Below are 25196 nucleotides of genomic sequence, written 5' to 3' on the forward strand. Positions count from 1 at the left end.
GTGAGCACGAACGACAAGACCCAGCTCCGGGTCGGGCGCCTGACCAAGGCGCACGGCCTGAAGGGCGCGCTCAAGCTCGAGCTCTTCACCGACACTCCCGAGCAGCGCTTCACCCCCGGCTCCTCCTTCACCCTGCAGGTGCCCGAGACCAGTGAGTGGCACGGCCGGAGCATCACGCTCACCGAGCTCCGCTGGTACAACGGCCACCCCGTCGGCTTCTTCGAGGGCGTCGACGACCGTACCGCCGCCGAGTCCCTGGTCAAGGCGATCCTCTGGGTCGACCAAGACCTGGACGAGCTCCCCGACGAGGACGACGCCTGGTACCACCACCAGCTCGTCGGCCTCCGGGTCGAGCGTGACGGCGTCGAGGTCGGGACCGTCTCGCGCGTCGACCACCTCCCCGCCCAGGACTTGCTCGCCGTGGCGACGCCCGCGGGCGAGGTGCTGGTGCCGTTCGTGACGGCGATCGTGCCGAGCGTCGACATCGAGGCGGGCGTCATCACCGTCACCCCGCCGGCGGGTCTCTTCGAGGAGCTCGTCGACGACAGCTCCGACGACGAGTCCGCCGCGTCCGTCGACACCGGCGACGTCGAGGGTGAGAGCCCTGACGACGCCGTGGGCGAGGCCCCCGAGGCCGACCGCGCCGACGACGGCAGCTGACGATGCGCATCGACATCGTGTCGATCTTCCCGGAGTTCTTCGGGGTGCTCGACATCTCCCTGCTCGGCAAGGCCCGTCAGCAGGGCCTGCTCGACGTCGCCGTGCACGACCTGCGCGACTTCACCCACGACCGGCACCGCACCGTCGACGACACCCCGTACGGCGGCGGTGCCGGCATGGTGATGCGGCCCGAGCCCTGGGGCGAGGCCCTCGACCACGTGCTGGGCGACGAGGCGAGCCCCGAGACCACCACGCTGATCGTGCCCTCGCCGGCGGGCACGCCCTTCACGCAGGCCCTCGCCCGCGAGCTGGCCGTCGCCCCGCACCTCGTGTTCGTCTGCGGGCGCTACGAGGGCATCGACCAGCGCGTGGTCGAGCACGCCGCCGAGCGCGTGACCGTCCGCGAGATCAGCCTCGGTGACTACGTGCTCAACGGCGGCGAGGTCGCCGTGACGGCGATGGTCGAGGCGATCGGTCGCCTCGTGCCGGGCGTCGTGGGCAACCCCGAGAGCCTGACGGAGGAGAGCCACGAGGGCGGCCTCCTCGAGTACCCCAGCTACACGAAGCCCGCGAGCTGGCGGGGCCACGACGTGCCCCCGGTGCTCCTCAGCGGCAACCACGGCGCCATCGCGACCTGGCGCCACGAGCAGCAGGTCGCCCGCACCCGGCGCGTCCGCCCCGACCTGCTCGGCGAGTAGCGCGCCCCGCTCAGCCGCGGGCGGTCAGCACGAGCGGGCCCTCGGCCGTCACGGCGACCGTGTGCTCCGCGTGCGCGGCCCGCGAGCCGTCGGCGCTCCGCAGCGTCCAGCCGTCGGCGTCGGTGACGATCTCGTCCGTGCCGAGCATCAGCCACGGCTCGATCGCGATCACGAGGCCCGGCCGGAGGGGCCAGCCCCGCCCGGCGCGGCCGTCGTTCGGCACGTGCGGGTCGCCGTGCATGGTCGTGCCGACGCCGTGGCCGCCGAACTGCAGGTTGACGGAGAACCCGGCACCGCGGGCGACGTCGCCGATCGCGGCCGAGACGTCGCCGAGCTTGCCGCCCGGCTGCGCGGCCGCGATCCCGGCCTCGAGCGCTCGCTCGCAGGTCTCGATGAGGCGGCGGTCGTCCGGGGTCGGCTCGGCGCCGACGACGAACGAGACCGCGGAGTCGGCGACCCAGCCGTCGACGGCGCAGGCGAAGTCGAGGCTGAGCAGGTCGCCCTTCCGCAGGCGGTACCGGTGCGGCAGGCCGTGCAGCGCCGCGTCGTTGACGGAGGTGCAGATCACCTTGCCGAAGGGGCTGGCGCCGAACGACGGGTGGTAGTCGAGGTAGCTGCTCTCGGCGCCGCGCTCGCGGATCATGTCGTGGGCGAGGGCGTCGAGGTCCAGCAGGTCGACGCCGGGCGCCGCGGCCGCACGGGTCGCCTCGAGGACGGAGGCGACGAACGCTCCCGCGGGTCGCATGCGGTCGATCTCGTCGGGGGTGCGCAGCTCGATCATGCAGCCATTCTCCACCGTCGTTCCCTAGCCTCGACCGCATGGTGCTGCGTCGAGTCCTCTACCGCCTCCTCTGGCCCGCCGTCGTGGTGCTGCCCCTGTGGGTCCTGCTCGGCCGTGCGGCCTTCGGGGTGCCCCTCGGGGCGCAGGTGCTCGGCCAGATCGTCCTCGTGCCCCTCCTGTTCGTCGCGCAGGCGGCCGCCGTCGGCGTCGTGGTGGCACGACGGAGCGTGCGCCGGGCGCGCGCGGTCTCGTGGCTCGACGCCGGACTCCTGCTCCTGACCTGGCTGGCCCAGCTGGCCCTCGGCTTCTTCCTCGTCGACTCCGTGGCCGGGTCGCGGCCGGCCTCGGCGTTCACGCAGCTCGCCGGCGACGGCCGGGTCGACCTGTCGACGGCGCTGTTCGCCGTCTCCGCCGTCCTGACGATCCTGGGCGGGCTGGGCCTGGCGGTCGCCGCGGTCCGGCAGTTCGTGCGGGAGGCGCGGGGCCGGGTGGCCGCGTCGCTGGCCGACCTCGACCGCCTCGCGTCCGGCGCCGCGGGGCCGACGCCTCCTCGTGGGGGCCCGGCCTCCGACGACGCCCCGGTGATCACCATCACGCCGCGCTCCTGACGCGGTGGCGGCCCGGAGTCGACCTGTGGCACACTTGACGCTTGTGCCTGCGCACGACTCTGCCACAGGGGAGTCTGCTCTCGTCAGTGCACGACCTCTTTCATCACCTCGGGTGCCCCGCACCCACGAGCAGCAGTCGACCTGTGGCGGTTGCAGAGAGCGAACCACCATGCACATCCTCGACGCCGTCGACGCAGCCACGCTGCGCACCGACATCCCCGACTTCCGCGCCGGCGACACCGTCAAGGTGCACGTGAACATCATCGAAGGCACGCGTTCGCGCGTCCAGGTCTTCCAGGGTGTCGTCATCGGCAAGCAGAACGAGGGCGTCCGCGAGACGTTCACCGTCCGCAAGGTCAGCTTCCAGGTCGGCGTCGAGCGCACGTTCCCCGTGCACTCGCCCGTCATCGACCACATCGAGGTCGTCAGCCGCGGCGCCGTGCGTCGCGCGAAGCTCTACTACCTGCGCGAGCTGCGCGGCAAGAAGGCCAAGATCAAGGAGAAGCGCGACCACTGACCCGGTCCGCACGTCCTTCCCTGAGCTCCCCGCCCTATACGATGGCGGGGAGCTCAGGCGGTTAAATGACAGACGACACATCCTCGCGGCGCCTCCTGCGCCGCCCCGGTCGCGGTGACGACCAGAAGAAGCGCGGCACCCTGACGTTCCTCCGTGACGTCCTGGTCATCTTCCTGGCGGCGCTGCTGATCTCCTTCATGATCAAGACGTTCCTGATCCGCTCGTTCTACATCCCCTCGGGGTCGATGGAGAACACGCTGCAGATCAACGACCGCATCATCGTCAACGAGCTCGTGCCCGACGTGGTCGACGTCAAGCGCGGCGACGTCGTGGTCTTCACCGACCCCGGCGGGTGGCTGGAGGGCACGGCCCCCGTCACCACCGCCTCCGGCAACCCCCTCGGCGACGGCGTCTCGTGGTTCCTCACGCTGGTCGGGCTCGGCACGCAGGACAGCAACGACCACCTCATCAAGCGCGTCATCGGACTGCCCGGCGACACGGTGTCGTGCTGCAACGACTTCGGCCAGATGTCGGTCAACGGCGTCCCGCTCGACGAGCCCTACGTCACCCTGCCCCCGGGCGTCGACCGCGTCTCCGGCGACGACTTCTCGGTCACGGTGCCCGCCGACTCGCTCTGGGTGATGGGCGACAACCGCTACAACTCGAAGGACAGCCGCTACAACGGCGACACCCCCAGCCAGGGCTTCGTGCCGATGAGCGACGTCGTCGGCCGCGCCTTCGTCATCAGCTGGCCCGCCGCCCGCTGGACGTGGCTCGACGACTACCCGGCCGTCTTCCGCGGCACGGAGCGCGAGGGCGAGTGATGGCGGTCGTCGACCCTACGCTCGACCTCGAGCGCGAGCTGCACGCGGCCGGAGCCACCTGGGTGATCGGCTGCGACGAGGTCGGTCGGGGCGCCATCGCCGGGCCCGTCGCCGTCGGCCTCGGCGCGGTGCACCTCGAGTGCGGCGAGATGCCCGTGGGGCTCCGTGACTCGAAGCTGCTGAGCGAGAAGCGCCGCGAGGCCCTGTACCCGACGGCGACGTCGTGGGTCCAGGCGCACGCCGTCGGCCTGGCCGACGCCCGAGAGGTCGACGAGATCGGCATCGTCGCGGCCCTCGGCCTCGCCGGGCGGCGGGCGCTCACGGCGCTGCACGAGGCCGGCGTCGGCATCATGAGCTCGGTCGTCGTGCTCGACGGCAACCACGACTACCTGACGCCGGCGCTCTCCACGCCGCCGCGCATCACCACCCGGGTGAAGGCCGACCGCGACTGCGCCTCCGTCGCCGCGGCCTCGGTGATCGCCAAGGTGCACCGCGACCGGATGATGATCGCCGCCGACGACGAGCACCCCGGCTACGGCTGGGCGGGCAACAAGGGCTACGGGTCGACCGCGCACTACGCGGCGCTGACCGAGCTCGGTCCGTCGCCGCTGCACCGCCTGACCTGGCTGCACTGAGCCGTCGGGTCGCCGTGCCCGCGCGGGGCCGCATCCACGGCGACGGCCCCCTCGGCGCCGCTGCTCGTGCCGTCCAGGGCGTGCGGGAGGCGCGGGCGCGGCCGCGTAGGATGGTCCCTCGATGGACGAGGACGAGTTCGAAGACTACGACCGAGAGGTCGAGCTCGCGTTGTACCGCGAGTACCGCGACGTGGTGTCGCAGTTCCGCTACGTGGTCGAGACGGAGCGGCGCTTCTACCTCGCGAACGAGGTGGAGCTCGTGCGGCGCGACACGGAGCACGACTTCTACTTCGAGCTGACGATGAGCGACGTCTGGGTGTGGGACGTCTACCGCTCCGACCGTTTCGTGAAGTCCGTCCGCGTGCTCACCTTCAAGGACGTCAACGTCGAGGAGCTCACCACCCGCGACCTCGAGCTGCCGAAGGAACTCGCGCTCGACGAGTAGCGCGTCCCTCCCCAGCCCGGGCTGGGTGCTCGTCGTCCCCACGACGTGACCTGCGGCCGTGGGCTGGCCCCGCGCCTCCGCCAGTCTCCTCGCAGGAGGTCGACATGGCGGAGAAGGACGAACTGGGGCGGCGCGGCGAAGACGTGGCCGCCGAGTGGTGCGAGGCACAGGGGCTGCGGGTGGTCGACCGCAACTGGCGGTGCCGTGAGGGCGAGATCGACCTGGTCGCGCTCGACGGCGACGAGGTGGTCGTCGTGGAGGTCAAGACCCGGTCGGGCACGGGCTGGGGCACGGCCCTCGAGGCGGTGACGCCGCAGAAGCTCGCCCGGCTGCGGCGGCTGGCGGGGGCGTGGTGCCAGGAGCACCCGGGGGTGGGCCACGGCGTCCGCATCGACGTCGTCGGCATCACGGTCGAGCGGTGCCGCGGGCACGAGCGCATCGAGCACGTGCGCGGGGCCGGCTCGTGAGCATGGGGCGCACGCGCGCGGTCTCGCTCCTCGGGCTCGACGGTGCCGTCGTCGAGGTCGAGGCCGACCTCGGCCAGGGGCTGCCGGCCTTCATGATCATCGGGCTCCCCGACGCGTCGCTGGGGGAGGCCCGCGACCGCGTGCGGGCGGCGGCCTCGAACGCCGGGTGCCCGCTGCCCTCCCGCAAGCTCACGGTCAACCTGTCGCCGGCCTCGCTGCCGAAGCACGGGTCGTCGTTCGACCTGGCGATCGCGGTGGCGGCCCTCGCGGCGGCCGACCTCGTCGAGGCCGAGTCCGTCGCCCGGGTCGTGCACGTCGGCGAGCTCGGGCTCGACGGCAGGCTGCGGCCCGTCGACGGGGTCCTGCCGGCCGTCGTCGCGGCACGCCGGGCGGGCGCCGAGATCGTCATGGTGCCGGCCGACAACGCCGACGAGGCGTCGCTCGTGCCCGACGTCCGCGTCGTCGCCGTGGTCGGGCTCCGCGACGCGGCGATCTGGCACGGCGCCGACCTCGCTCCCGAGCCGGCCGAGCCGCTCCACCGGTCGACGGTGGCCGCCCCCGCGGGGGCCGTCCCCGAGCTCGCCGACGTCATCGGCAACTCCGACGCCGTGCAGGCTCTCGTCACGGCGGCCGCCGGCGGGCACCACCTGCTGATGGTCGGGCCGCCCGGGGCCGGCAAGAGCATGCTCGCCGCGCGTCTACCCGGCCTGCTGCCCGACCTCGACCTCGAGGCCGCCCTCGAGGTCAGCTCGATCCGGTCGCTCTCGGGGCTGCCGGTCGGCAGCGAGCTCGAGCGACGACCGCCGTTCGAGAGCCCGCACCACACCTGCAGCGCGGCCGCGCTCGTCGGCGGCGGCAGCGGGGTGCTGCGCCCGGGGGCGGCGTCGCGGGCCAGCCGCGGCGTGCTCTTCCTCGACGAGGCGCCCGAGTTCGCGCAGACCGTGCTCGACTGCCTCCGCCAGCCGCTGGAGTCGGGCGAGACCGTGGTGCACCGGTCACGGGCGGTCGCGCGCTTCCCGGCCCGGTTCCAGCTCGTGGCCGCCGCGAACCCCTGCCCGTGCGGCCAGTGGGGCTCGCGGGAGGGGGAGTGCACCTGCTCGCCCCACCAGCGCCGGCGCTACCTCGCGAAGCTCTCCGGCCCGCTGGTCGACCGCATCGACGTGCAGCTGCGCGTGGCACGGATCAGCTCGGCGCAGTTCCGGCTCGCCGAGACCACGGACGTGCTCACCACCGCCCAGGCGAGGGAGGTGGTCGAGGAGGCGCGGGCGAGGGCCCGGCACCGGCTGGCCGGCACGCCGTGGCGCCTGAGCTCGGAGGTGCCGGGCGCCTGGCTCCGGGGCGCCGGCCGCCGGCTGGCCGTCGCCGACTCGGCGCCGATCGACCGGGCGCTCGAGACCGGGGCCCTCACCATGCGGGGCTACGACCGGGTGCTCCGCCTGGCCTGGACCCTCGCCGACCTCGACGGGGTCGGCCGGCCCGGCCGGGGCCAGGTCGCCCGGGCCCTCGGGCTGCGGAGGTCGCTGTGAGGGCGCTGCTCGACGCCACCGGCGACGACCTCGCGCGGCTCGTCCGGCCCGCTCGGGCCTGGGTGCCCGGGGGCGACTCCGACGAGGCGGGCCTCGACGTCTTCGCCCGAGCCGCCTGGTCGGGCATCGCGGAGCCGGGCGACGTCGTCGCGGGCCTCGCCCGCCGGGGCCTGGGGCCGGCGGTCGCCCTCCGGCTCGCCGTCGAGTCCGTCGTGGAGCGGGGCGGCGGCGGGGCCGGGCGCGGTCTCGAGACCGCGCTCCGCGACTCCCCGGCGGGCGACGACCTCGGATGGTTCTCGGTCGACGCGGCCCTGCGACGCTGGGCCCCGCGTCTCCAGCGGTGGCGCGCCGAGGCGTCGCTGCGCGCCGCGGAGGCCCTCGACATCCGCCTGCTCGTGCCGGGCGACCCCGGCTGGCCCGCCGAGCTCGACGAGCTGGGCGACCACGCGCCCGCCGTCCTCTGGCTCCGCGGCGCCGGCGAGCTGCCCGCCCCGGCCGCGTCGGTCGCCGTGGTGGGGGCGCGGGCGGCGACGTCGTACGGCGAGACGGTCGCCGCCGACCTCGGCAGCGGCCTCTCCGACCGGGGGCTGACCGTCGTCTCCGGCGGGGCGTACGGCATCGACGGCTCGGCCCACCGGGCGGCCCTCGCGGCCGAGGCCCCGACGGTGGCGGTGATGGCCGGCGGGGCCGACCGCTTCTACCCCGCCGGGCACGACGAGCTCCTCCGCCGGGTCGTGCGCACGGGGCTCCTCGTCGCGGAGGCGCCGTGCGGCACGACGCCGTCCCGCTGGCGGTTCCTGCAGCGCAACAGGCTCATCGCCTGCCTCACGGCGGCGACCGTGGTCGTCGAGGCCGGCCGCCGCTCGGGCTCGCTGAACACCGCCGGCCACGCGCAGGTGCTCGGGCGCCCGGTCGGCGCCGTGCCCGGCCCCGTCTCGTCGCCGTCGTCGGCGGGCTGCCACGCGTTGATCCGCTCGGGGCTCGCCACCTGCGTCACGGGCGTCGACGACGTCCTCGAGCTCGTGGGCCCGATCGGGCGTGGCGTGTCGACAGGTCACGGCGCAGGAGGCGCGGGTGCGGCCCCGGAGGTCGTCGACCCCCGCGTCGTCCGCGTCCAGGACGCCCTCAGCCCCCGCGTCGAGCGCACGACCGACGAGGTCGCGGCGGCCTCGGGGCTCGGCGCCGACACGGTGCGGGGGCTCCTCGCCGAGATGGAGGTCGACGGCCTGGTCGTCGCCGGGCCCGCGGGGTGGCGGAGGAGGGGCCGCGCGCGTGGGTAGCCTGTCGCCGTGACGACGACGAGACGTGCGGCGGGCCCCGGCGGGGCGGGGCGCCCGTGACGGCCCTGCGCGTCGACGTCGACGCCTTCGTCGAGCACCTGCGGCACGCGCGGGGGCTGAGCGAGAACACCCTCCGTTCGTACCTCTCCGACCTCGCCGACCTGCTCGCGGTCGCCGGGCAGCGGCTGGGCCGGGAGCCGCAGACCGCCGACGTCGACCTCGAGCTCCTCCGCGACTGGCTCTGGCGCGGCACGGAGGCCGGCCTCGCGCGCACCACCCTCGCCCGCCGGTCCGCCAGCGCCCGGGCCCTGACGCGGTGGCTGGAGGAGACCGGGCGCACCGGCGTCGACGTCGGCCTCCGGCTCCGCGCCCCCAAGGCCGAGAGCCACCTGCCCCGCGTGCTGACGACCGCGCAGACCGAGTCCGTGCTGACGTCGCTCGCCGTCCGGGCCGACGCCGACGACGCCGTGGCGGGGCGCGACCTCGCGGTCGTCGAGCTGCTCTACGGCTCGGCGCTGCGCGTCTCCGAGCTCGTCGGGGCCGACCTCGGCGACGTCGACCTGGACCGCCTCACCGTCCGCGTGACCGGCAAGGGCTCGCGTCAGCGGGTCGTCCCCTTCGGAGTCCCCGCCGCGGAGGCCCTGCACCGGTACCTCACGCGGTCCCGGCCCGTCCTCGCGGCCCGCGCCGCCGCCCGCGCCGGAGCCGCTGCCCGAGCCGGAGCCGGCCCAGTCGCCGGCGCCGGGCCCGCGGGCGACGCCTTCTTCCTCGGCGCGACCGGCGGCCGGCTCGGCACCCGCGCGGTGCACCGCCTGGTGTCCGGCCTGCTGGCCGACCTGCCGGGCAGCGGCCCGTCGGGTCCCCACGCCCTCCGGCACACGGCGGCGACCCACCTGCTCGACGGGGGCGCCGACCTCCGTGCCGTGCAGGAGATGCTCGGCCACGCCAGCCTGGGCACCACGCAGATCTACACGCACGTCTCGACCGAGCGACTCCGCGAGAGCTACCGGACGGCCCACCCCCGCGCCTGACCGACCCGGCGGCCTCAGCCCTGCACCTCGTCGTGGCGGGTCGGCAGCAGCACGCTGGCCCGGCCGAGGCCCAGCATCATCAGCGGTGAGACGTACTCGCCGTCGATCCGCGCCCCCAGGTGGACGCACGAGGCGGTGCAGCCGTGGCCGGGCTCGAGCACCCCTACGGCCTGGCCCCGCTGCACGACGTCGCCGGCCCGCAGCTGCGTGCTCACGGGCTCCATGCTGCTCAGGACGCCGCCCGCGTGCCGGAGCGACAGCACGGGGCGGTCGACGACCGTCCCGGCGAAGTGCACCACCCCGTCGTCCGGGGCCGACACCGCGCCTCCCTCGGTCATCGCGAGGTCGACGCCCCGGTGCCCGGGCGACCACCGGTGCTCGGGGGCGACGAACGGACGGAGCACGAGGTGCGGCTCGGGCACGGGCCACGACCACGGGACGGCCGGGCCGGGCCGTGCCTCGGCCGCGACGGGCCGGGCGGGACCGCCGGCGAGGAGGAGGACCGCGAGCAGGAGGGCCGGGAGGGCGGCCCCCCTGGCGGCTCGCGCCGGCTCCCGGCCAGACGACACCTGTCGGACGGACGGGGGGCGAGGGGAGGAGGCACGGGTCTGCATGCACAGATCGTGCACGACGTGCGGGGATTCACAGCGAGGCGTAGGGTCCCTCTGTGCACGAACACCCGGTGCACGACGATGTCGGGGGAGTGTGGTCACGAGCCCGCCCTCCGTGGATTTAAGGAGAACCGTGTCGAACTCGGCGCAATCGTCAGCAACAGAGAAGAAGCTGAACAGGCGGGTGACGGCTCTCGCGATCGCCGCGGCCGTGGGTGGCTTCCTCTTCGGATTCGACTCGTCCGTCATCAACGGCGCGGTCTCCAGCATCACCGACGAGTTCGGCCTGACGGAGTTCGCCTCCGGCTTCGCCGTCGCGTCGGCGCTGATCGGCTGTGCCATCGGCGCGTACGTCGCCGGCCGCCTCGCCGACAAGATGGGCCGCATCAAGGTGATGCTCATCGGCGCCGCGCTCTTCCTGATCAGCTCGCTCGGCGCCGCCTTCGCGTTCGCCGTCTGGGACCTCGTGCTCTGGCGCGTCATCGGCGGCCTCGGCATCGGCATCGCCTCCGTGATCGCCCCGGCCTACATCTCCGAGGTGTCGCCGAAGGCCATCCGCGGTCGTCTCGCCTCGTTCCAGCAGCTCGCCATCACGCTCGGCATCTTCGTCGCCCTGCTCTCCGACCAGCTCTTCGCGGTCACCGCGGGCGGCGCCTCCGAGCCCTCCCTCTTCGGCCTCGCCGCCTGGCGCTGGATGTTCCTCGTCGGCATCGTGCCCTCGGTCGTCTACGGCGTGCTCGCCCTCCGCCTGCCGGAGTCGCCCCGCTACCTGGCCGGTGAGGGCCGCGAGGACGAGGCCAAGACCGTCCTGAAGGGCATCGTCCCCGCGGAGACCGTCGACACGAGCCTCAAGGAGATCACCGACTCGATCAAGACCGAGGCGGAGCTGGAGAAGAAGTCGAGCATCCGCGGCGACCGCTTCGGCCTGCAGCCCATCGTCTGGGTCGGCATCATCCTCGCCGTGCTCCAGCAGTTCGTCGGCATCAACGTGATCTTCTACTACTCGACCACCCTGTGGCAGGCCGTCGGCTTCCAGGAGAGCGACTCCTTCACGATCTCGACGATCACCTCGATCGTCAACGTGGTCGTCACGTTCGTCGCGATCGGCCTCGTCGACAAGGTCGGCCGTCGACCGCTGCTGCTCATCGGCTCCGTGGGCATGTTCCTCAGCCTCGCGGTCACCGCCCTCGCCTTCAGCCAGTCCGTGCCCGGCGACGGCGGCGACCCGCAGCTGCCCGGCGCCTGGGGCCCCGTCGCGCTCGTGGCCGCCAACCTCTTCGTGGTCTCGTTCGGCGCCACCTGGGGCCCGCTCATGTGGGTCCTGCTCGGCGAGATGTTCCCCAACAGCATCCGCGCCACCGCGCTGGGCGTCGGCAGCGCCGCCAACTGGATCGCGAACTTCATCGTCACGGTCTCGTTCCCGTCGCTCGCCGCGGTCAGCCTCACGCTGTCGTACGGCATCTTCGCCGCCTTCGCCCTCATCTCGTTCTTCTTCGTGCTCGCGAAGATCCCCGAGACGAAGGGCCGCAGCCTGGAGGAGATGGGCATCTCGGCCGTCGAGGGCGGCACCGCGAAGGGCGCCTCGGGCGCTCGCCGCTGACCTCGTCACGACCCCCGTCGGGAACGCCCCGTCCGCTCGTCGGACGGGGCGTTCCGTCGTGCGGGGCGGGGGAGGGCCGGCGTCGACCCGGGCCTCCGTCGGGGGCCCGTCGCCGCCCCCTGCCCGTGCTCCGTCGGTGCTACGATGAGCACGCAGTCTGCCTCGCAGACTGACTTCGCGTGCCCGTGCGTCCATGACGCACCGTCCCCGAGCAGCCTCCCTCACGGTCGGCCGCTCACGGACGACACCGGCCTCCACCCCCACTCGGTCCGTCACGCACCACCGGCACGTCAGTGCCGCGGTGCCGACGGCGGGGGCGTGCTCGGGCACCAGGCAGGGGCGACCGACCGGTCGCCCGGACGAACCGACACCGGCACGCCTCCGCGCGTGCCACGAAAGAGGAGAACGACCATGGCCGTCGTCACCATCCGCCAGCTGCTCGACAGCGGCGTCCACTTCGGACACCAGACCCGCCGCTGGAACCCGAAGGTGAAGCGATTCATCCTCGCCGAGCGCTCCGGCATCCACATCATCGACCTCCAGCAGTCGCTCGGCTACATCGACAAGGCGTACGACTTCGTCAAGGAGACGGTCGCCCACGGCGGCACCATCCTCTTCGTCGGCACGAAGAAGCAGGCTCAGGGCTCCATCGCCGAGCAGGCGAACCGCGTCGGCCAGCCCTTCGTGAACCAGCGCTGGCTCGGTGGCCTCCTGACCAACTTCCAGACGGTCTCGAAGCGCCTCGCCCGCATGAAGGAGCTCGAGGACATCGACTTCGACGACACCACGCAGGGCTTCACCAAGAAGGAACTGCTGATCAAGAAGCGCGAGCTCGACAAGCTGCACAAGACGCTCGGCGGGATCCGCAACCTGACGAAGACGCCGTCGGCCCTCTGGGTCGTCGACACCAAGAAGGAGCACCTCGCGATCGACGAGGCCAAGAAGCTGGGCATCCCGGTCATCGGCATCCTCGACACGAACTGCGACCCCGACGAGATCAACTTCCCGATCCCCGGCAACGACGACGCCATCCGCTCCGTCGGCCTGCTGACCCGCATCGTCGCCGACGCCGCCGCCGAGGGCCTGGTGCAGCGTCACCAGAAGCCCGAGGACGCCGACGCTCCCGTCGAGCCCCTCGCCGAGTGGGAGGCCGAGCTGCTCGCGCAGGGCGAGGCCAAGGCCGCCGACGCCGCCGCCGAGGCCCCCGCGGCCGAGTCGCTCCCCGTCGCGGAGAACGACGCCGACGCGCAGGTCGCCGAGAAGCCCCTGGGCGAGCCGGTCGTCGAGCCCGTCGCCGAGGCCACCGAGGCCACGGCTGCCGAGCCGGCCGACGCCGACGCCAAGTAGTCCTCCCCCCTTCCGACTCCACGAAAGGAAGCCAGCCAATGGCCAACTTCACCGCAGCTGACGTCAAGACCCTCCGTGACCGCCTGGGCGCGGGCATGATGGACAGCAAGAACGCCCTCGTCGAGGCGGACGGCGACCTCGAGAAGGCCGTCGAGATCCTCCGCGTCAAGGGGCTCAAGGGCGTCGCCAAGCGCGAGGGTCGCCAGACCACCGCCGGGCTCGTCGCCGCCAAGGCCTCCTCGGGCTACGCCACGATCATCGAGCTCGCCAGCGAGACCGACTTCGTCGCGAAGAACGAGAAGTTCATCGCACTCGCCGACTCCGTGCTCGAGGCCGTCTCGGCCGCCGGCGCGAAGGACGCCGCCGAGGGCAACGCCGCGGCGATCGGCGGCCAGACCGTCGAGGCCTTCGTCAACGACGAGGCCGCGCTGATGGGCGAGAAGGTCGAACTGCGCACCGTCTCGCACATCGAGGGCGACGAGTTCGCGATCTACCTCCACAAGACCTCGAAGGACCTGCCCCCGCAGGTCGGCGTGGTCGTGGGCTACACGGGCCCCGACGCCGAGACGGCCCGCTCGGTCGCCCAGCACATCGCCTTCGCCGCGCCGACGTACCTGTCGCGCGACGAGGTCCCCGCCGACCAGGTCGCCAAGGAGCGCGCCATCGTCGAGGAGACCGCGAAGAACGAGGGCAAGCCCGAGGCCGCCCTGCCGAAGATCATCGAGGGTCGCCTCACCGGCTTCTTCAAGGAGATCGCCCTGCTCGACCAGGCCTACGCGAAGGACAACAAGCTGTCCGTCGCCAAGGTCGTGGAGCAGGCCGGCATCGAGATCAAGGGCTTCGCCCGGGTCAAGGTCGGCGCCTAGCAACACCCTGACGGGGCCTGAGACGAACGCGTCTCAGGCCCCGTCGCCGTGTCCGCGGTCCCTCACGACAGGGAGGCGCGGCCGGCCGCCGCGGTCCGGCACGCCCGCCGTGACTCGCTACCCTGGCTACGGCCACGACACGAGGGAGAACTCGCATGACGACAGGAACAACCAGACGACGCCGCGTCCTCCTCAAGCTCTCGGGCGAGGCGTTCGGCGGGGGCCAGCTCGGCGTGAACCCCGACGTGGTCGGCGGCATCGCGCGCGAGATCGCCGAGGCCGCGGCCGACGTGGAGATCGCCGTCGTGGTCGGCGGCGGCAACTTCTTCCGCGGCGCGGAGCTCAGCCAGCGGGGCATGGACCGCGGCCGTGCCGACTACATGGGCATGCTGGGCACCGTCATGAACGCGCTCGCCCTGCAGGACTTCATCGAGAAGGCCGGAGCCGCCACGCGCGTCCAGTCGGCCATCGCCATGACGCAGGTCGCGGAGCCCTACATCCCGCGCCGTGCGGAGCGGCACCTGGAGAAGGGCCGCGTCGTCATCTTCGGCGCCGGCGCCGGCCTGCCCTACTTCTCCACCGACACCGTGTCGGCCCAGCGTGCCCTCGAGATCGGCGCCGACGAGGTCCTCGTCGCGAAGAACGGCGTCGACGGCGTCTACTCCGCCGACCCGCGCACCGACCCCGACGCCGTGAAGCTCGAGACGCTGACCTACCAGGAGGCCCTCGTCCAGGGCCTCAAGGTGGTCGACTCGACCGCCTTCAGCCTCTGCATGGACAACGGCATGCCGATGCACGTCTTCGGCATGGAGGGCGCCGGCAACATCGCCCGCGCCATCCGGGGCGAGCGCATCGGAACTCTCGTCAGCAACTGACGACTAAGCTCGACGACGAACCAAGGGAGCATTGTGGCGATCACTGACGTACTGACCGAGACGCGCGAGAAGATGGAGCGGGCCCTGGAGTCCGCCAAGACCGACTTCGGTCAGGTCCGCACCGGGCGCATCAACCCGGCGCTCTTCCAGAAGATCCCCGTCGACTACTACGGCACCCCGACGCCGCTGGCCCAGCTGGCCTCGCTGCAGGTGCCCGAGGCGCGCACGATGATCGTGACGCCATACGACAAGTCGGCCCTGAAGGAGATCGAGAAGGCCATCGCGACCTTCCCGAACCTCGGCGCCAGCCCCACCAACGACGGCACCCTCGTCCGCGTCACCATCCCCGAGCTGACGCAGGAGCGCCGCAAGGAGTTCGTGAAGATCGTCCGCGGCAAGGGCGAGGACGCCAAGGTGCAGATCCGCAACATCCGTCGCACCTCGAAGACGGAGCTCGACGCACTGAAGACCGAGGTCGGCGACGACGAGGTCGCACGGGCCGAGAAGGAGCTCGAGTCGGTCACCAAGGGCTACATCGACTCGATCGACGACGCGCTGAAGAAGAAGGAAGCCGAGCTGCTCGAGGTCTAGATGAGCGACGCTCCCGACGGCCCCCGCCCCGACGAGTCGGCGCCGAACCCCAAGACCACCCTCGGCAGCCGTCGCGCCGACTTCGACGCCCGGGCCCAGGCCGCTCGCCACGACCTCGAGAACCAGCTGCGCGCACGACGCGCGCAGCTGGGCGCTCGCAACGAGGTCCTGACGGCGAAGACGGGTCGCAACCTGCCGGCGGCGATCGGGGTCGGGGTCGGTCTCGGCGGGGCCGTCCTGGTCAGTCTCATCTTCCAGCCCGCGTTCTTCATGATCGTGGCGGGAGCGCTCATCGCGTCCCTCTGCTTCGAGCTGACCAGTGCGCTGAGGTTCGCGGGGCGCGACGTCCCGCGGCTGCCGAGCGTCCTGGCGGGCCTCGCCATCGTCCCCGCCGCCTTCTACGGCGGTGCGTCCGGGCAGTGGCTCGCGCTCCTCGCGGGCGTGGCCGTCATCTCGCTGTGGCGGCTCATCGAGCTCGCGCGGCCCTCGCACCGCAAGCCCGCCTCCGTCGTCCTGCGCGACATCGGCGCCGGGGCGTTCGTGCAGATCTACTGCGCCTTCCTCGGCAGCTTCATGGTCCTGCTCGCGGCCCAGCCGAACGGGGCGAACTGGACCCTCTCGGCCCTCATCATCGTCATCGCGGTCGACACGGGCGCCTACGCCACGGGGCTCAACTTCGGCAAGCACCCGATGGCTCCGCGCATCAGCCCGAAGAAGACCTGGGAGGGCTTCGCGGGCTCCGTCGCGGCCAGCCTGATCGCGGCCGTGCTGACCTCGTGGCTCCTGCTCGACATGCCGTGGTACTTCGGCTTCCTGCTCGGCGGCCTCATCATCGCCACCGCCACGATCGGCGACCTCTCCGAGTCGCTCATCAAGCGCGACCTCGGCATCAAGGACATCTCGACCTGGCTGCCGGGCCACGGCGGGTTCCTCGACCGGCTCGACAGCACGCTGCCGTCGGCCGTCGTCGCCTACGCGCTCTACCTCATCTTCGTCTGACGCCGTGCCCTCGCCCGGGCCCGGCCTTCCCGGGCCGAGCGGGGGCGATGCGGCATGATGGGGCGCGTGAGCACAACCTTCCCCCTCGCGCCCAAGGGCCAGCGGGGCTACGACGAGTCCGAGGTCGACGCCTTCCTGGCGGAGGCACGTGCCGCGTACGCTGCGGCGCCGGGGGAGGGCGGCGTCGACTCGGCACGCATCCGGCGCACCGCGTTCGCGATGACCAAGGGCGGCTACTCGACTGCCCACGTCGACGCCGCCCTGGAGCGGCTCGAGGACGCCTTCGCCTCGCGGGAGCGCGAGCGCGCCAGGACGACGCGCGGCGACGACTCGTGGCTCGGCGACGCTCGGTCGACCGCGGAGGAGATCGTGGCGCGCCTCGACCGCCCGCAGGGGCACCGCTTCGACCGGGTCAGCATCTTCACCCCGGGGTACCACCGCGGCGACGTCGACCGGCTCGCGCGCCGACTGCAGGGGTACTTCAGCGACGGGCGGGCGCTGAGCATCGACGACGTGCGCGGTGCGGTGTTCCGGCCCCAGCGGGGCGGCTACCGCGAGGCGCAGGTCGACCTCGTGCTCGACGCGGTCGTCGACGTCATGCTGGCCGTCCGCTGACGCCCTGGCCACCCGTGCCCTGAAGGCCTGAAGGCCAGACGGCCTGACGGCCTGACGGCCCGACCGCCCGACGTCGACGGCGACACGCGCCGGGGGCCCTAGCCGTGCCGTGATCGATCCGTTACCCTGGACGAACTCATGGGCAGGCACTCAGCGACTCCGACCCCCGGCACGACTCCTCGAGATCACCCGGTCGTGGTCTCCCGACCCCGTACGGTGCACCGCAGGCTCCCCGCCTCGGTCGTCCCGGCAGAGATGGCCCGGGCCCAGGCCGGGGCGTCGACGTCCGTGGCCGCGCGACCGGCGCCCCGGCGCCACGTGGTCCTGCCGATGATCGGCTTCTGCGCGACGGCCGCCTTCATCGGTGCGTCGCTCGTCAACCCGCTCGCCGGGGCCGAGGCCGCGACGACGACCCCGGCCGCCGCCGCGGCGTTGACCGCTCCCGGCCAGACCGTCACGGTGGCCAGCGGCGTCGTCACGACCGCCGACCGCGACTCCTACGGGGTCACCGTCCCGCCGCCGCCCCCGCCGCCCGAGCCGGAGCCCGTCGTCGAAGAGACCGCCGATGCGTCGGCCGCGTCGACCGGCACAGGGGCCGCCGCTGCGGCGAAGAAGCCCAGCACCGGCACGGCGCCCGTCGCCGGCACGCCCGACCCGGGCAGTGCGAAGGCCATCGCCGCCGACCTCGTCGCGGCCCGCGGCTGGGGCAGCGACCAGTACGACTGCCTCGTCTCGCTCTGGAACAAGGAGTCCGGCTGGAACGTGTACGCGGCCAACCGCTCCAGCGGTGCCTACGGCATCCCCCAGGCGCTGCCCGGCAGCAAGATGGCCTCCGTCGGCGCCGACTGGCAGACCAACCCCGCCACCCAGATCACCTGGGGCCTGAACTACATCCAGGGGCGCTACAGCAACCCCTGCGGTGCCTGGGGCCACTCGCAGTCGGTCAACTGGTACTGAGCCCCGGCGCGACACCTGCCCGACGCCACGACGGCGCCTCCGCGAGAGCGGGGGCGCCGTCGTCGTCCGGCCCCGACGCGGGCAGGCCGCGGTGCCGCCGGTACGCTGGTCGACATGCCCCGCAGCAACCGACCGCGCCGTCCCCGCGACCGGACCCCGGGCACGGACAGCGACTCCCACGACATCAGCCGCGCCCTCTTCGGCGGGCCCCGGGTCGAGACCCGGCACGGCCGCGACTACACGGTGCAGGCCGTCTCGTCCGCCGCCGCGGTCAAGGAGTACACCTGCCCCGGCTGCTCGCTGACCATCGCCCCCGCCACCCCGCACGTCGTCGCCTGGCGGGCCGACGGCATCTTCGGCGAGGCGAACGACCTCGCCGGCCGCCGTCACTGGCACACGCACTGCTGGAGGATCTCGTGAGCACCCCCGACCCCGCCCCCGTCGAGATCCGCGGGGGCGTCGAGCTGCCCGCGCGCCGCCGCGACGTCGAGCTCACGACCGACGACGGGCTGACCCTCGTCGGCGAGCTGGCTCTGCCGCTCGACCGTGAGCCGGTCGCCACGATCGTCGCCCTGCACCCGCTGCCCACGGCTGGGGGCTTCATGGACTCGCACGTGCTCCGCAAGGCCGCGGGGCGCCTCCCGGCCCTCGCCGACGTGGCCGTGCTCCGCTTCAACTTCCGGGGCGTGTCGTCGCCTCGGGGCCGCTCCGAGGGGGAGTTCGGCGAGGGCGTCGCCGAGGCTGCGGACCTCCGCGCCGCGGTGCGCTTCGTGGCCGAGCAGGGCCTGCCTGCCCCGTGGCTGGTCGGCTGGTCGTTCGGCACCGAGGTGGCGCTCATGCACGGCACCGACGTCGACGTGGCGGGCCTGCTGCTGCTGTCACCGCCCCTCCACCGCGCCACGGACGACCACCTGCGCGCCTGGAACGCGTCGGAGGTGCCGATCGTCGCGGTCGTGCCCGAGCTCGACGACTACCTCCGCCCCGAGGAGGCGCGGAGCCGGTTCGCGGTCGTGCCGCGCCTCGAGGTGGTCGCGGTCGAGGGGGGCAAGCACCTCTGGGTCGGCGAGAAGCAGACCACGCGCGTGCTCACCGAGATCGTCGCGCGCGTCGCCCCCGCGGTCGCCCTGCCGCTGCCGTCGACCTGGCCCGCGAGCTGACCGGGCGCTGCTCGGTGGCTAGAGGGCGTCCTGCCGGGGCACGACGACCTCGCGGATGATCAGCAGGACGGACGCGGCCACCGGGATGGCGATGAGCGCGCCGAGCACTCCGAGCAGCGTGCCGCCGGTGAGGGCCGCGATCACGACGATGACGCCGGGCACGTGCACGGCGCGGCGCATGATGCGCGGGCTCAGCACGTAGGCCTCCACCTGCATGTAGACGATGTACCAGATCGCCGCCGTGATCCAGGTCGAGGGCGACTGGGGGAGCAGGGCGATCTGCGCGAGCACGATGATCGCCGAGCCGCTGATCGTGCCGACCAGCGGGATGATCGAGCCGAGGAAGGCGATGAAGGCGAAGACCGCCGGCTGCTGGGCCCCGATGGCGCTGAGGAAGACGAAGCTCACGATGCCGTTGATGGCGGCGAGCGTGAACTGCCCGATGACGTAGCGCCCCACCGAGGTGCTGATCTGCTCGGCGATGTCGGCGAACTTCGGGCGCTTCGACGCGGGCACCAGCTTGTAGATGCCGCGCTTGAAGGTGTTGATCGACGACGTGAAGTAGAGCGTCAGGATGAGCACCACGACCGTCGCGAACACCCCGTTGCCGATGGCCACGCCGACGGCGAGCACGCCGCCGCCGATGGTCAGGACGTTGTCGGGGTTGGTGAGGAAGTCCACGAGGGCGTCGAGGCCGTCCTGCACGTCGATGACGTTCTGCGGCACGAGCGACTGCAGGTTGTCGACGAACTGCTGGGTCGTGACGCTCTGCAGGTACGTGACGAGGCTCGTGATCAGCGCGGTGGCCTGGCTCACGATGACGGGCACGATCGCGAACACGACGCCGACGAAAGCGCCGAGCACGGCCAGGAAGACGATGACGATCGCCAGCGATCGCGGCACGCGACGGTTCTCGAGCCAGGAGACGATCGGGTCGAGCCCCAGGGCGATGAAGATGGCCGCGCCGACGTAGGTCAGCACCGTCGACAGCTCGCTGACCGCCCCGCCGATCACGAGCGCGACCAGGACGCCCAGACCCGCCAGGAGTCCGAGGCGGAACGGGTTGTGGATCTTCACGGGGGTGCTCCTGTCGACGACGGAGGCACCGCTCACCGCGGTGCCGCCGACTGCCTACTCTGTCGTACCGGAGTCGTCACCGCCCGACGCCGTCCCGGAGAGGGCGCGGCGCAGGCCCTCGAGGTAGCTGGCCACCTCGTCGCGCTCGTCGCGCAGGGCTTCGAGCCGCGACTCCGCGTCGGTGACGAGGCCGCGCGACCGCTCCTCGGCGTCGGCGACGAGCCGCTCGGCGCGGGCCTCGGCCTCGCTCACCGTCTCGTGGGCCGCGGCGTCGGCCTCGGAACGCACGGTGCGCGAGTGCTCCGCGCTCGTGCGCTCGAGCTCGTCGGCCTCGCGGCGCGCCTCGACGGCTCGCTGCCGAGCCTCCTCGAGCTGCGCGCCGGCCTCGTCGAGGTAGCCCTGGGTCTCGGCGACCGCGGCGTGGTGACGCTGCACCAGCTCCCGGTCGGTCTCGTCGCGGCGGGTGCGGAGCTCGACGTCGGCCGCGCTGCGCCGGGCCTCGAGCTCGCGCTCCAGCTCGGCGACGGCGTCGTCGCGCTCGGCCTCGAGCCGGGCGCGCACGGTGCGGGCCTCGTGGGCGAGGCGGACGCGCTGCGACTCCTCGTCGTCGACGAGGCGGGCCTGGCTCTCGGCGACCTCGGCGTCGAGGTCGGCGCGGGCGTTGGCGACCTCGACCTCGACCTGGGCGCGCAGCTCGGCCTCCTCCCGCTCGAGGCGCTCGCGCTGCTGCTCGACGTCGCGGGCCAGGCGGTCGCGCGTCTCGGTGGTGGTCCGCTCGATCTCCTCCCGGGCGGTGGCCGTGGCCAGGTCGACCTCGGCGGTGCGGGCCGCGAGCTCCACGGCGAGGGCCTCGCGCGCCTCCGCGACCTCGCGCTCGAGGCGTGCCCGGTCGGCGGCGACGTCGGCGAGGGCCTGCGCCCTGGCCGTCGCCAGCTCGTGGGCGAGGTCGGCCCGCGCAGCCTCGACCTCGCGCTCCAGCTCCGCGCGGCCGGTCGTCAGCTCGAGCTCGAGCTCGGCGCGGACGCGCGCGGAGTCGGCGGCCAGCGCCGCGCGGGTCTCCGCCACGTCGCGGGCCAGGTCGGCGCGCGTGTTCTCGACGTCGTCGTCGAGCTCGGCACGGGCCGCGTCGATCTCGCGGGCGAGGTCGTCGCGTCGGGTCGTGACCTCGAGCTCGAGGTCGGCACGGGTGGTCTCGTCGAGCCGGGCGAGCTCGGCCCGGACGGCGGCGCCCTCCCGGTCGAGGTCCGCGCGCTGGCGCTCGCTGTCGGCGACGAACTGCTCGCGGGCCTGCGCGGTGGTCCGGGCGAGCTCGGCGGCGCCGTCGCGGGCCGCGGCGACCTCCTGCTCGACGAGGGCGCGGAGCTCGGCGGCCTCGCGCTCTGCGGCGGAGAGCACGGCGGCGGCCTCGTGGCGCGCGGTCGAGACGTTCTCGGCGGCCTCGGTCGCCGCGGCGCCGCGCATGGCCGAGGAGTCGCGCTGGGCCTCCTGCAGGAGGGACCGGGCCTCGCCGCGGGCGCGCGAGACCAGGCGGTCGCCCTCGGCGGTCGACTCGGCGACCTGAGCGGCGGCGCGGCCCCGGGCGTCGTCGAGGAGGGCGGTGCTGCGCTCCCGGGCGTCGTCGAGCACCTGACGCGCCTCGTCGGACGTCGAGCGGCGCAGCTGCTCCGCGTCGATGTCGGCCTGGCCGACGAGGGCCGTGGCCTGCTCCTCGGCGAGGCGGAGCGTGCGCTCGAGCTTGCTGCCGAGGCCCGAGTAGGTGGGCGTGCCCGCCTCCTCCAGCTCGCGCTGCGCCTCGTCGAGCCGCCCCTGCAGCTCCTTGACGCGGCTCGCGGTGTCGGCTCGGTCGGCGTTCGCCTTGATCAGCTCGCGGCGGAGCTCGCCGAGCGCCTTGTCGACGTCGTCCTTGCGGTACCCCCGGAGCTCGGTGCCGAACTCGGCGTCGTCAGCGGCCACTGTGTCTCCTCGCGTCGGTGCCGAGCACGACCCGTCGCGTCTCGGCGGGACGATTTTAGGGCACGACGCCTGCACGGAGCCGCGTCGGCGCGGCGCCCCGGTGGGGGCGGGGGAGTCGCGGCGCGGGCCCCCGGGACGGCTGCCGGGCCCCGGGCGTGCGGCTCACAGGCTGGTCGGATACGCTGAGCCGTCTTAAATTCTGCTGCCGCGCCCGGCCTCCTCGGCCAGGCCCGCACGAGGCCGCGTCGTACTGGCGCGTGCTCGGACCCGACCGGGATGGTGGCACGGAGGGAGAGGTAACGTGCGCTTCATCATCGCAGTCGTGGTCGTCGTGCTCGCGGCGGTCATGGTCGGCCTGGGCTTCGCCCAGAGGACGGTCTTCGCGCCGCCGGAGAGCGTGTCGTCCACGGTCTCGACCGAGTCCTCCGACGCCGTCGTGACGGTGGTGCCCGCCGAGGCGCTGCACGGCCACGACGGTCGCCAGACGATCTCGGTGGCGGGCGGCGGCACGGTCTTCGCCGCCTACGGCCGCACCTCCGACGTGCTCGGCTGGGTCGGCGACACGACCTACAACAGCGTCGCGTGGGACGACGCGACCGGCGAGCTCGAGACCCAGGTCGTGCAGGGGTCGGAGGCCACGGCGCCGGCCCCCGCCGACAGCGACCTCTGGTACGAGCAGTACGAGGGCACCTCGCTCACCTTCTCGCTCGACGCCCCCGACGACATCTCGCTCGTGGTCCTCTCCGACGGCACCGAGCCCGCCCCGTCGCAGCTGCGCGTCACGTGGCCGCTGTCGGCCTCGACGCCGACGGCCGGTCCCCTGATCGTCGGCGGGCTGGTCGTGCTCGTGATCGGCGTTCTCCTCTACGTGTGGGCGATCGCCCACCACCGCCGCACCCGCGGCCCGCGCCGCACGTCGAGCGACGGCAAGCGCCCGAAGCTGCCCCGCCCGCCGCGCCGCTCGGCGATCCGCGCCGGCGCGACGCCCGCGATCGGCGCCTCGAAGCGGGGCGCCCGGCGGCGGCTGGTCGCGGTCGTGCCGGTCGTGCTCGTGTCGTCGCTGGCCCTGGGCGGCTGCACGGCCGACTACTGGCCGAGCGCCGTGGGCGGCGCCGGCGACGGCAGCACTCCGACCCCGACGGCCACGGCGACGCCGGGCGCGGAGGGCGACGACGAGGGCACCGAGCTCCAGCCTCCCGTCGTCACCGAGGCCCAGGCCGAGCGCATCGTCGCTCGCGTGGCCGCGACGGCCTCCGCCGCGGACGCCGCGCTCGACGCGACCGCGGCGGCCGAGCGCTTCGTCGGCCCCGCCCTCGAGCAGCGCGAGGCCAACTACCAGATCCGCGCGAAGGACGCCGCGGCCGCCGGGCCGATCGGCGTCCCCTCGGGCGAGCTGACGCTCACCCTGCCGCAGCAGGCCGACACCTGGCCGCGCACGCTCTTCACCGTCGTGCAGGACGCCGACGCGTCCAAGGCGCCGATCGCCCTCACCCTGGTGCAGGAGACCGCGCGGGACCCGTACAAGGTCGAGTACCTGCAGGCGCTGGAGGCGCAGGCGACGCTCCCGACGGTGGCCCCGGCCTCGCTCGGCGCGGCCCGTCTCGCGCCCGACGTCAAGCTGCTGACGCTGCGGCCCGACCAGCTCGCCGAGGCCTACGGCGACATCCTCCGGAACGGCGACGAGAGCCAGTACGCGCCGCAGTTCCAGGCCGAGGGCGACACGCTCCGCGACAAGATCGGCAAGGCCTACAAGGACGCCAAGCGGGCGAGCCTGCCCACGACGGCGTCGATCGACTACACCTCCACGCCCGACGCCGAGACCCCGGTGGCGTTCGCCTCGAACGACGCCGGCGCGATCGTGTCGGTCGGCCTCGACGAGGTCGAGACCGTCAAGCCGACCGCCGCCGGCGCCGAGGTCAACCCCGCGGGCGTCGTCAAGACGCTCGTCGGCCTCGACAAGTCGACGAAGGGCATCGAGGCAACCTACGGCGTCCAGCTGCTCTTCTCCGTCCCTCCCGTGGGCAGCGACGACAAGATCGTCCTGCTCGGTTTCAGCCAGGCCCTCACGGCCGCGAAGGAGTTGCCATGACCACCCTGCCCCCCGTGCCCTCCGGGCTCCGCGGAGCCGTCGACCTCTCGTCGCTCGTCAATCGGCCGCCGGCTCCGGCGCCCGGGGCGGCCGCCGCCGGGTCGCCCGGCGCCCCGACGCCGCCCGACGGGGGAGCGCCCGCCGCCTCCGTCGCGGTGCCGGCGCTCGTGCTCGACGCGACGGACGAGACGTTCACGCAGTTCCTCGAGCTGAGCAACACCGTGCCGGTGATCGTCGACCTCTGGGCCGAGTGGTGCGGCCCGTGCAAGCAGCTCTCGCCGGTGCTCGACAAGCTCGTCGCCGAGTACGGCGGCCGCTTCGTGCTCGCCAAGGTCGACGTCGACGCGAACCCGCAGCTGACGCAGGCCTTCCAGGCGCAGTCCATCCCGGCCGTCGCGGCCGTGATCGGCGGGCGCCCGGTGCAGCTCTTCGTCGGCGCACTCCCCGAGGCCCAGGTGCGCGACGTGTTCGAGCAGGTGCTCGAGCTCGCCGCGCAGAACGGGGTCACCGGCACCGCGGTCGTCGACGGCGCCCCGGCGGGGGAGGGCGAGACGCCCGAGCCCGAGCCGCTGCCCCCGCACCACCAGGACGCCTACGACGCCATCGACCGCGGCGACTACGAGGCCGCCATCGCGGCGTACACGACGGCCATCGCGCAGGACCCTCGCGACCAGCTGGCCGTCGCGGGGCTCGCCCAGGTCTCGCTGATCTCGCGACTGCAGGGCGCCTCCCTCGCCGACGTCCGCGCCGAGGCCGCGGCGGCCCCGACCGACGTCGACGCGCAGCTGGCGGTGGCCGACCTCGACGTGAGCGGAGGCCACGTCGACGACGCGTTCGATCGGGTGCTGACGGTCTTCCCGTCGCTCGACCAGGAGGGGAAGGACGCGGCCCGCAAGCGCCTCCTCGAGTACTTCGAGATCGTCGGCCTCGACGACCCGCGCGTCGCGGCCGCCCGGCGACGCCTCACGATGCTGCTCTACTGAGCCG

General features: G+C 73.5%; 27 protein-coding genes. 23 read left to right on the forward strand and 4 right to left on the reverse strand.

The window, feature by feature from the left end; all coding sequences use genetic code 11:
- Both rimM and trmD read left to right on the forward strand, forming a co-directional pair.
- A complete protein-coding gene (gene rimM / locus ASF82_RS03850) occupies positions 1-660 on the forward strand; it encodes a ribosome maturation factor RimM (RefSeq protein ID WP_082514291.1) in 660 nt (219 codons plus the stop codon).
- A 2-nt stretch (positions 661-662) separates the two neighbouring features.
- Positions 663-1358, forward strand: coding sequence for a tRNA (guanosine(37)-N1)-methyltransferase TrmD (gene trmD, locus ASF82_RS03855; RefSeq protein WP_056053588.1), 696 nt, complete (start codon positions 663-665; stop codon positions 1356-1358).
- Positions 1359-1368: 10 nt separating this feature from the next.
- Here the strand turns inward: trmD and map are convergent, their stop codons facing one another.
- Positions 1369-2139, reverse strand: coding sequence for a type I methionyl aminopeptidase (gene map / locus ASF82_RS03860; protein WP_056053590.1), 771 nt, complete (start codon positions 2137-2139; stop codon positions 1369-1371).
- Between the two features lie 38 nt (positions 2140-2177).
- Between map and ASF82_RS03865 the strand changes: the two genes are divergently transcribed.
- From ASF82_RS03865 to ASF82_RS03905, 9 genes are all read left to right on the forward strand, one after another.
- A complete protein-coding gene (locus tag ASF82_RS03865; protein WP_056053593.1) occupies positions 2178-2747 on the forward strand; it encodes a hypothetical protein in 570 nt (189 codons plus the stop codon).
- Between the two features lie 169 nt (positions 2748-2916).
- On the forward strand, positions 2917-3264 hold the full coding sequence (gene rplS / locus ASF82_RS03870; RefSeq protein ID WP_056053596.1) for a 50S ribosomal protein L19: 348 nt from the start codon (positions 2917-2919) through the stop codon (positions 3262-3264).
- A gap of 65 nt (positions 3265-3329) precedes the next feature.
- On the forward strand, positions 3330-4088 hold the full coding sequence (gene lepB, locus ASF82_RS03875) for a signal peptidase I (RefSeq protein ID WP_056053598.1): 759 nt from the start codon (positions 3330-3332) through the stop codon (positions 4086-4088).
- Complete coding sequence (locus ASF82_RS03880; protein ID WP_056053600.1) at positions 4088-4723, forward strand: ribonuclease HII; 636 nt, start codon at positions 4088-4090, stop codon at positions 4721-4723. The genes lepB and ASF82_RS03880 overlap by 1 nt, the downstream gene beginning before the upstream one ends.
- Positions 4724-4844: 121 nt before the next feature.
- Positions 4845-5168, forward strand: a complete 324-nt coding sequence (locus tag ASF82_RS03885; RefSeq protein ID WP_056053603.1) for a DUF2469 domain-containing protein — start codon at positions 4845-4847, stop codon at positions 5166-5168.
- A 104-nt stretch (positions 5169-5272) separates the two neighbouring features.
- Entirely contained in the window at positions 5273-5635 is a 363-nt protein-coding gene (locus ASF82_RS03890) for a YraN family protein (protein WP_056053606.1), read from the forward strand.
- Positions 5632-7161 carry a YifB family Mg chelatase-like AAA ATPase gene (locus tag ASF82_RS03895; RefSeq protein ID WP_056053608.1) on the forward strand — a complete coding sequence of 510 codons (1530 nt, stop codon included), beginning with the start codon at positions 5632-5634 and terminating at the stop codon, positions 7159-7161. Before ASF82_RS03890 ends, ASF82_RS03895 begins: the two co-directional genes overlap by 4 nt.
- Positions 7158-8441, forward strand: a complete 1284-nt coding sequence (gene dprA / locus ASF82_RS03900) for a DNA-processing protein DprA (protein ID WP_235491152.1) — start codon at positions 7158-7160, stop codon at positions 8439-8441. The genes ASF82_RS03895 and dprA overlap by 4 nt, the downstream gene beginning before the upstream one ends.
- A gap of 56 nt (positions 8442-8497) precedes the next feature.
- The gene (locus ASF82_RS03905) at positions 8498-9472 is read left to right on the forward strand and encodes a tyrosine recombinase XerC (RefSeq protein ID WP_369814247.1); all 975 of its coding nucleotides are present in this window, start codon (positions 8498-8500) and stop codon (positions 9470-9472) included.
- Positions 9473-9486: 14 nt separating this feature from the next.
- On the opposite strand, the gene ASF82_RS15740 is transcribed toward ASF82_RS03905, so the two are convergent.
- Positions 9487-9894, reverse strand: coding sequence for a M23 family metallopeptidase (locus ASF82_RS15740; protein WP_162240253.1), 408 nt, complete (start codon positions 9892-9894; stop codon positions 9487-9489).
- 322 nt (positions 9895-10216) lie between these two features.
- Between ASF82_RS15740 and ASF82_RS03915 the strand changes: the two genes are divergently transcribed.
- From ASF82_RS03915 to ASF82_RS03960, 10 genes are all read left to right on the forward strand, one after another.
- A complete protein-coding gene (locus ASF82_RS03915; RefSeq protein WP_056053617.1) occupies positions 10217-11683 on the forward strand; it encodes a sugar porter family MFS transporter in 1467 nt (488 codons plus the stop codon).
- A gap of 411 nt (positions 11684-12094) precedes the next feature.
- Positions 12095-13030: a 30S ribosomal protein S2 gene (gene rpsB, locus ASF82_RS03920; RefSeq protein ID WP_056053623.1), complete on the forward strand. Its 936-nt coding sequence runs from the start codon at positions 12095-12097 to the stop codon at positions 13028-13030.
- A 38-nt stretch (positions 13031-13068) separates the two neighbouring features.
- On the forward strand, positions 13069-13896 hold the full coding sequence (tsf, locus tag ASF82_RS03925; protein ID WP_056053626.1) for a translation elongation factor Ts: 828 nt from the start codon (positions 13069-13071) through the stop codon (positions 13894-13896).
- Between the two features lie 155 nt (positions 13897-14051).
- On the forward strand, positions 14052-14771 hold the full coding sequence (gene pyrH, locus ASF82_RS03930; protein ID WP_056053628.1) for a UMP kinase: 720 nt from the start codon (positions 14052-14054) through the stop codon (positions 14769-14771).
- A gap of 72 nt (positions 14772-14843) precedes the next feature.
- Positions 14844-15362: a ribosome recycling factor gene (frr, locus tag ASF82_RS03935; RefSeq protein ID WP_056055773.1), complete on the forward strand. Its 519-nt coding sequence runs from the start codon at positions 14844-14846 to the stop codon at positions 15360-15362.
- Entirely contained in the window at positions 15363-16361 is a 999-nt protein-coding gene (locus tag ASF82_RS03940; RefSeq protein ID WP_082514294.1) for a phosphatidate cytidylyltransferase, read from the forward strand.
- Between the two features lie 57 nt (positions 16362-16418).
- Positions 16419-16976: a DivIVA domain-containing protein gene (locus ASF82_RS03945; protein WP_056055776.1), complete on the forward strand. Its 558-nt coding sequence runs from the start codon at positions 16419-16421 to the stop codon at positions 16974-16976.
- 288 nt (positions 16977-17264) lie between these two features.
- Positions 17265-17933: a lytic transglycosylase domain-containing protein gene (locus ASF82_RS16010; protein ID WP_235491153.1), complete on the forward strand. Its 669-nt coding sequence runs from the start codon at positions 17265-17267 to the stop codon at positions 17931-17933.
- Between the two features lie 114 nt (positions 17934-18047).
- Positions 18048-18353, forward strand: a complete 306-nt coding sequence (locus tag ASF82_RS03955) for a hypothetical protein (RefSeq protein ID WP_056053630.1) — start codon at positions 18048-18050, stop codon at positions 18351-18353.
- Positions 18350-19090 carry an alpha/beta hydrolase gene (locus tag ASF82_RS03960; RefSeq protein WP_235491154.1) on the forward strand — a complete coding sequence of 247 codons (741 nt, stop codon included), beginning with the start codon at positions 18350-18352 and terminating at the stop codon, positions 19088-19090. Before ASF82_RS03955 ends, ASF82_RS03960 begins: the two co-directional genes overlap by 4 nt.
- 18 nt (positions 19091-19108) lie before the next feature.
- Here ASF82_RS03960 and ASF82_RS03965 read toward each other — a convergent pair whose 3' ends face one another.
- Both ASF82_RS03965 and ASF82_RS03970 read right to left on the reverse strand, forming a co-directional pair.
- Positions 19109-20167, reverse strand: coding sequence for an AI-2E family transporter (locus ASF82_RS03965; RefSeq protein WP_056055779.1), 1059 nt, complete (start codon positions 20165-20167; stop codon positions 19109-19111).
- Between the two features lie 54 nt (positions 20168-20221).
- Entirely contained in the window at positions 20222-22120 is a 1899-nt protein-coding gene (locus ASF82_RS03970; protein ID WP_056053635.1) for a hypothetical protein, read from the reverse strand.
- Between the two features lie 301 nt (positions 22121-22421).
- Between ASF82_RS03970 and ASF82_RS03975 the strand changes: the two genes are divergently transcribed.
- Together ASF82_RS03975 and ASF82_RS03980 are read left to right on the forward strand one after the other, a co-directional pair.
- On the forward strand, positions 22422-24209 hold the full coding sequence (locus tag ASF82_RS03975) for a hypothetical protein (protein ID WP_056053638.1): 1788 nt from the start codon (positions 22422-22424) through the stop codon (positions 24207-24209).
- On the forward strand, positions 24206-25192 hold the full coding sequence (locus ASF82_RS03980) for a tetratricopeptide repeat protein (protein ID WP_056053641.1): 987 nt from the start codon (positions 24206-24208) through the stop codon (positions 25190-25192). Before ASF82_RS03975 ends, ASF82_RS03980 begins: the two co-directional genes overlap by 4 nt.
- Positions 25193-25196: the final 4 nt, after the last annotated feature.

The sequence above is a fragment of the Frigoribacterium sp. Leaf164 genome (assembly GCF_001423665.1).
Lineage (GTDB): Bacteria > Actinomycetota > Actinomycetes > Actinomycetales > Microbacteriaceae > Frigoribacterium > Frigoribacterium endophyticum.

Bases quoted from the DNA above. Each gene is read 5' to 3' on its own strand.
- trmD (WP_056053588.1), top strand. From the start codon at position 663: ATGCGCATCGACATCGTGTCGATCTTCCCGGAGTTCTTCGGGGTGCTC.
- map (WP_056053590.1), bottom strand. From the start codon at position 2,139: ATGATCGAGCTGCGCACCCCCGACGAGATCGACCGCATGCGACCCGCG.
- ASF82_RS03865 (WP_056053593.1), top strand. From the start codon at position 2,178: ATGGTGCTGCGTCGAGTCCTCTACCGCCTCCTCTGGCCCGCCGTCGTG.
- rplS (WP_056053596.1), top strand. From the start codon at position 2,917: ATGCACATCCTCGACGCCGTCGACGCAGCCACGCTGCGCACCGACATC.
- lepB (WP_056053598.1), top strand. From the start codon at position 3,330: ATGACAGACGACACATCCTCGCGGCGCCTCCTGCGCCGCCCCGGTCGC.
- ASF82_RS03880 (WP_056053600.1), top strand. From the start codon at position 4,088: ATGGCGGTCGTCGACCCTACGCTCGACCTCGAGCGCGAGCTGCACGCG.
- ASF82_RS03885 (WP_056053603.1), top strand. From the start codon at position 4,845: ATGGACGAGGACGAGTTCGAAGACTACGACCGAGAGGTCGAGCTCGCG.
- ASF82_RS03890 (WP_056053606.1), top strand. From the start codon at position 5,273: ATGGCGGAGAAGGACGAACTGGGGCGGCGCGGCGAAGACGTGGCCGCC.
- rpsB (WP_056053623.1), top strand. From the start codon at position 12,095: ATGGCCGTCGTCACCATCCGCCAGCTGCTCGACAGCGGCGTCCACTTC.
- tsf (WP_056053626.1), top strand. From the start codon at position 13,069: ATGGCCAACTTCACCGCAGCTGACGTCAAGACCCTCCGTGACCGCCTG.
- pyrH (WP_056053628.1), top strand. From the start codon at position 14,052: ATGACGACAGGAACAACCAGACGACGCCGCGTCCTCCTCAAGCTCTCG.
- frr (WP_056055773.1), top strand. From the start codon at position 14,844: ATGGAGCGGGCCCTGGAGTCCGCCAAGACCGACTTCGGTCAGGTCCGC.
- ASF82_RS03940 (WP_082514294.1), top strand. From the start codon at position 15,363: ATGAGCGACGCTCCCGACGGCCCCCGCCCCGACGAGTCGGCGCCGAAC.
- ASF82_RS03945 (WP_056055776.1), top strand. From the start codon at position 16,419: ATGGGGCGCGTGAGCACAACCTTCCCCCTCGCGCCCAAGGGCCAGCGG.
- ASF82_RS03955 (WP_056053630.1), top strand. From the start codon at position 18,048: ATGCCCCGCAGCAACCGACCGCGCCGTCCCCGCGACCGGACCCCGGGC.
- ASF82_RS03980 (WP_056053641.1), top strand. From the start codon at position 24,206: ATGACCACCCTGCCCCCCGTGCCCTCCGGGCTCCGCGGAGCCGTCGAC.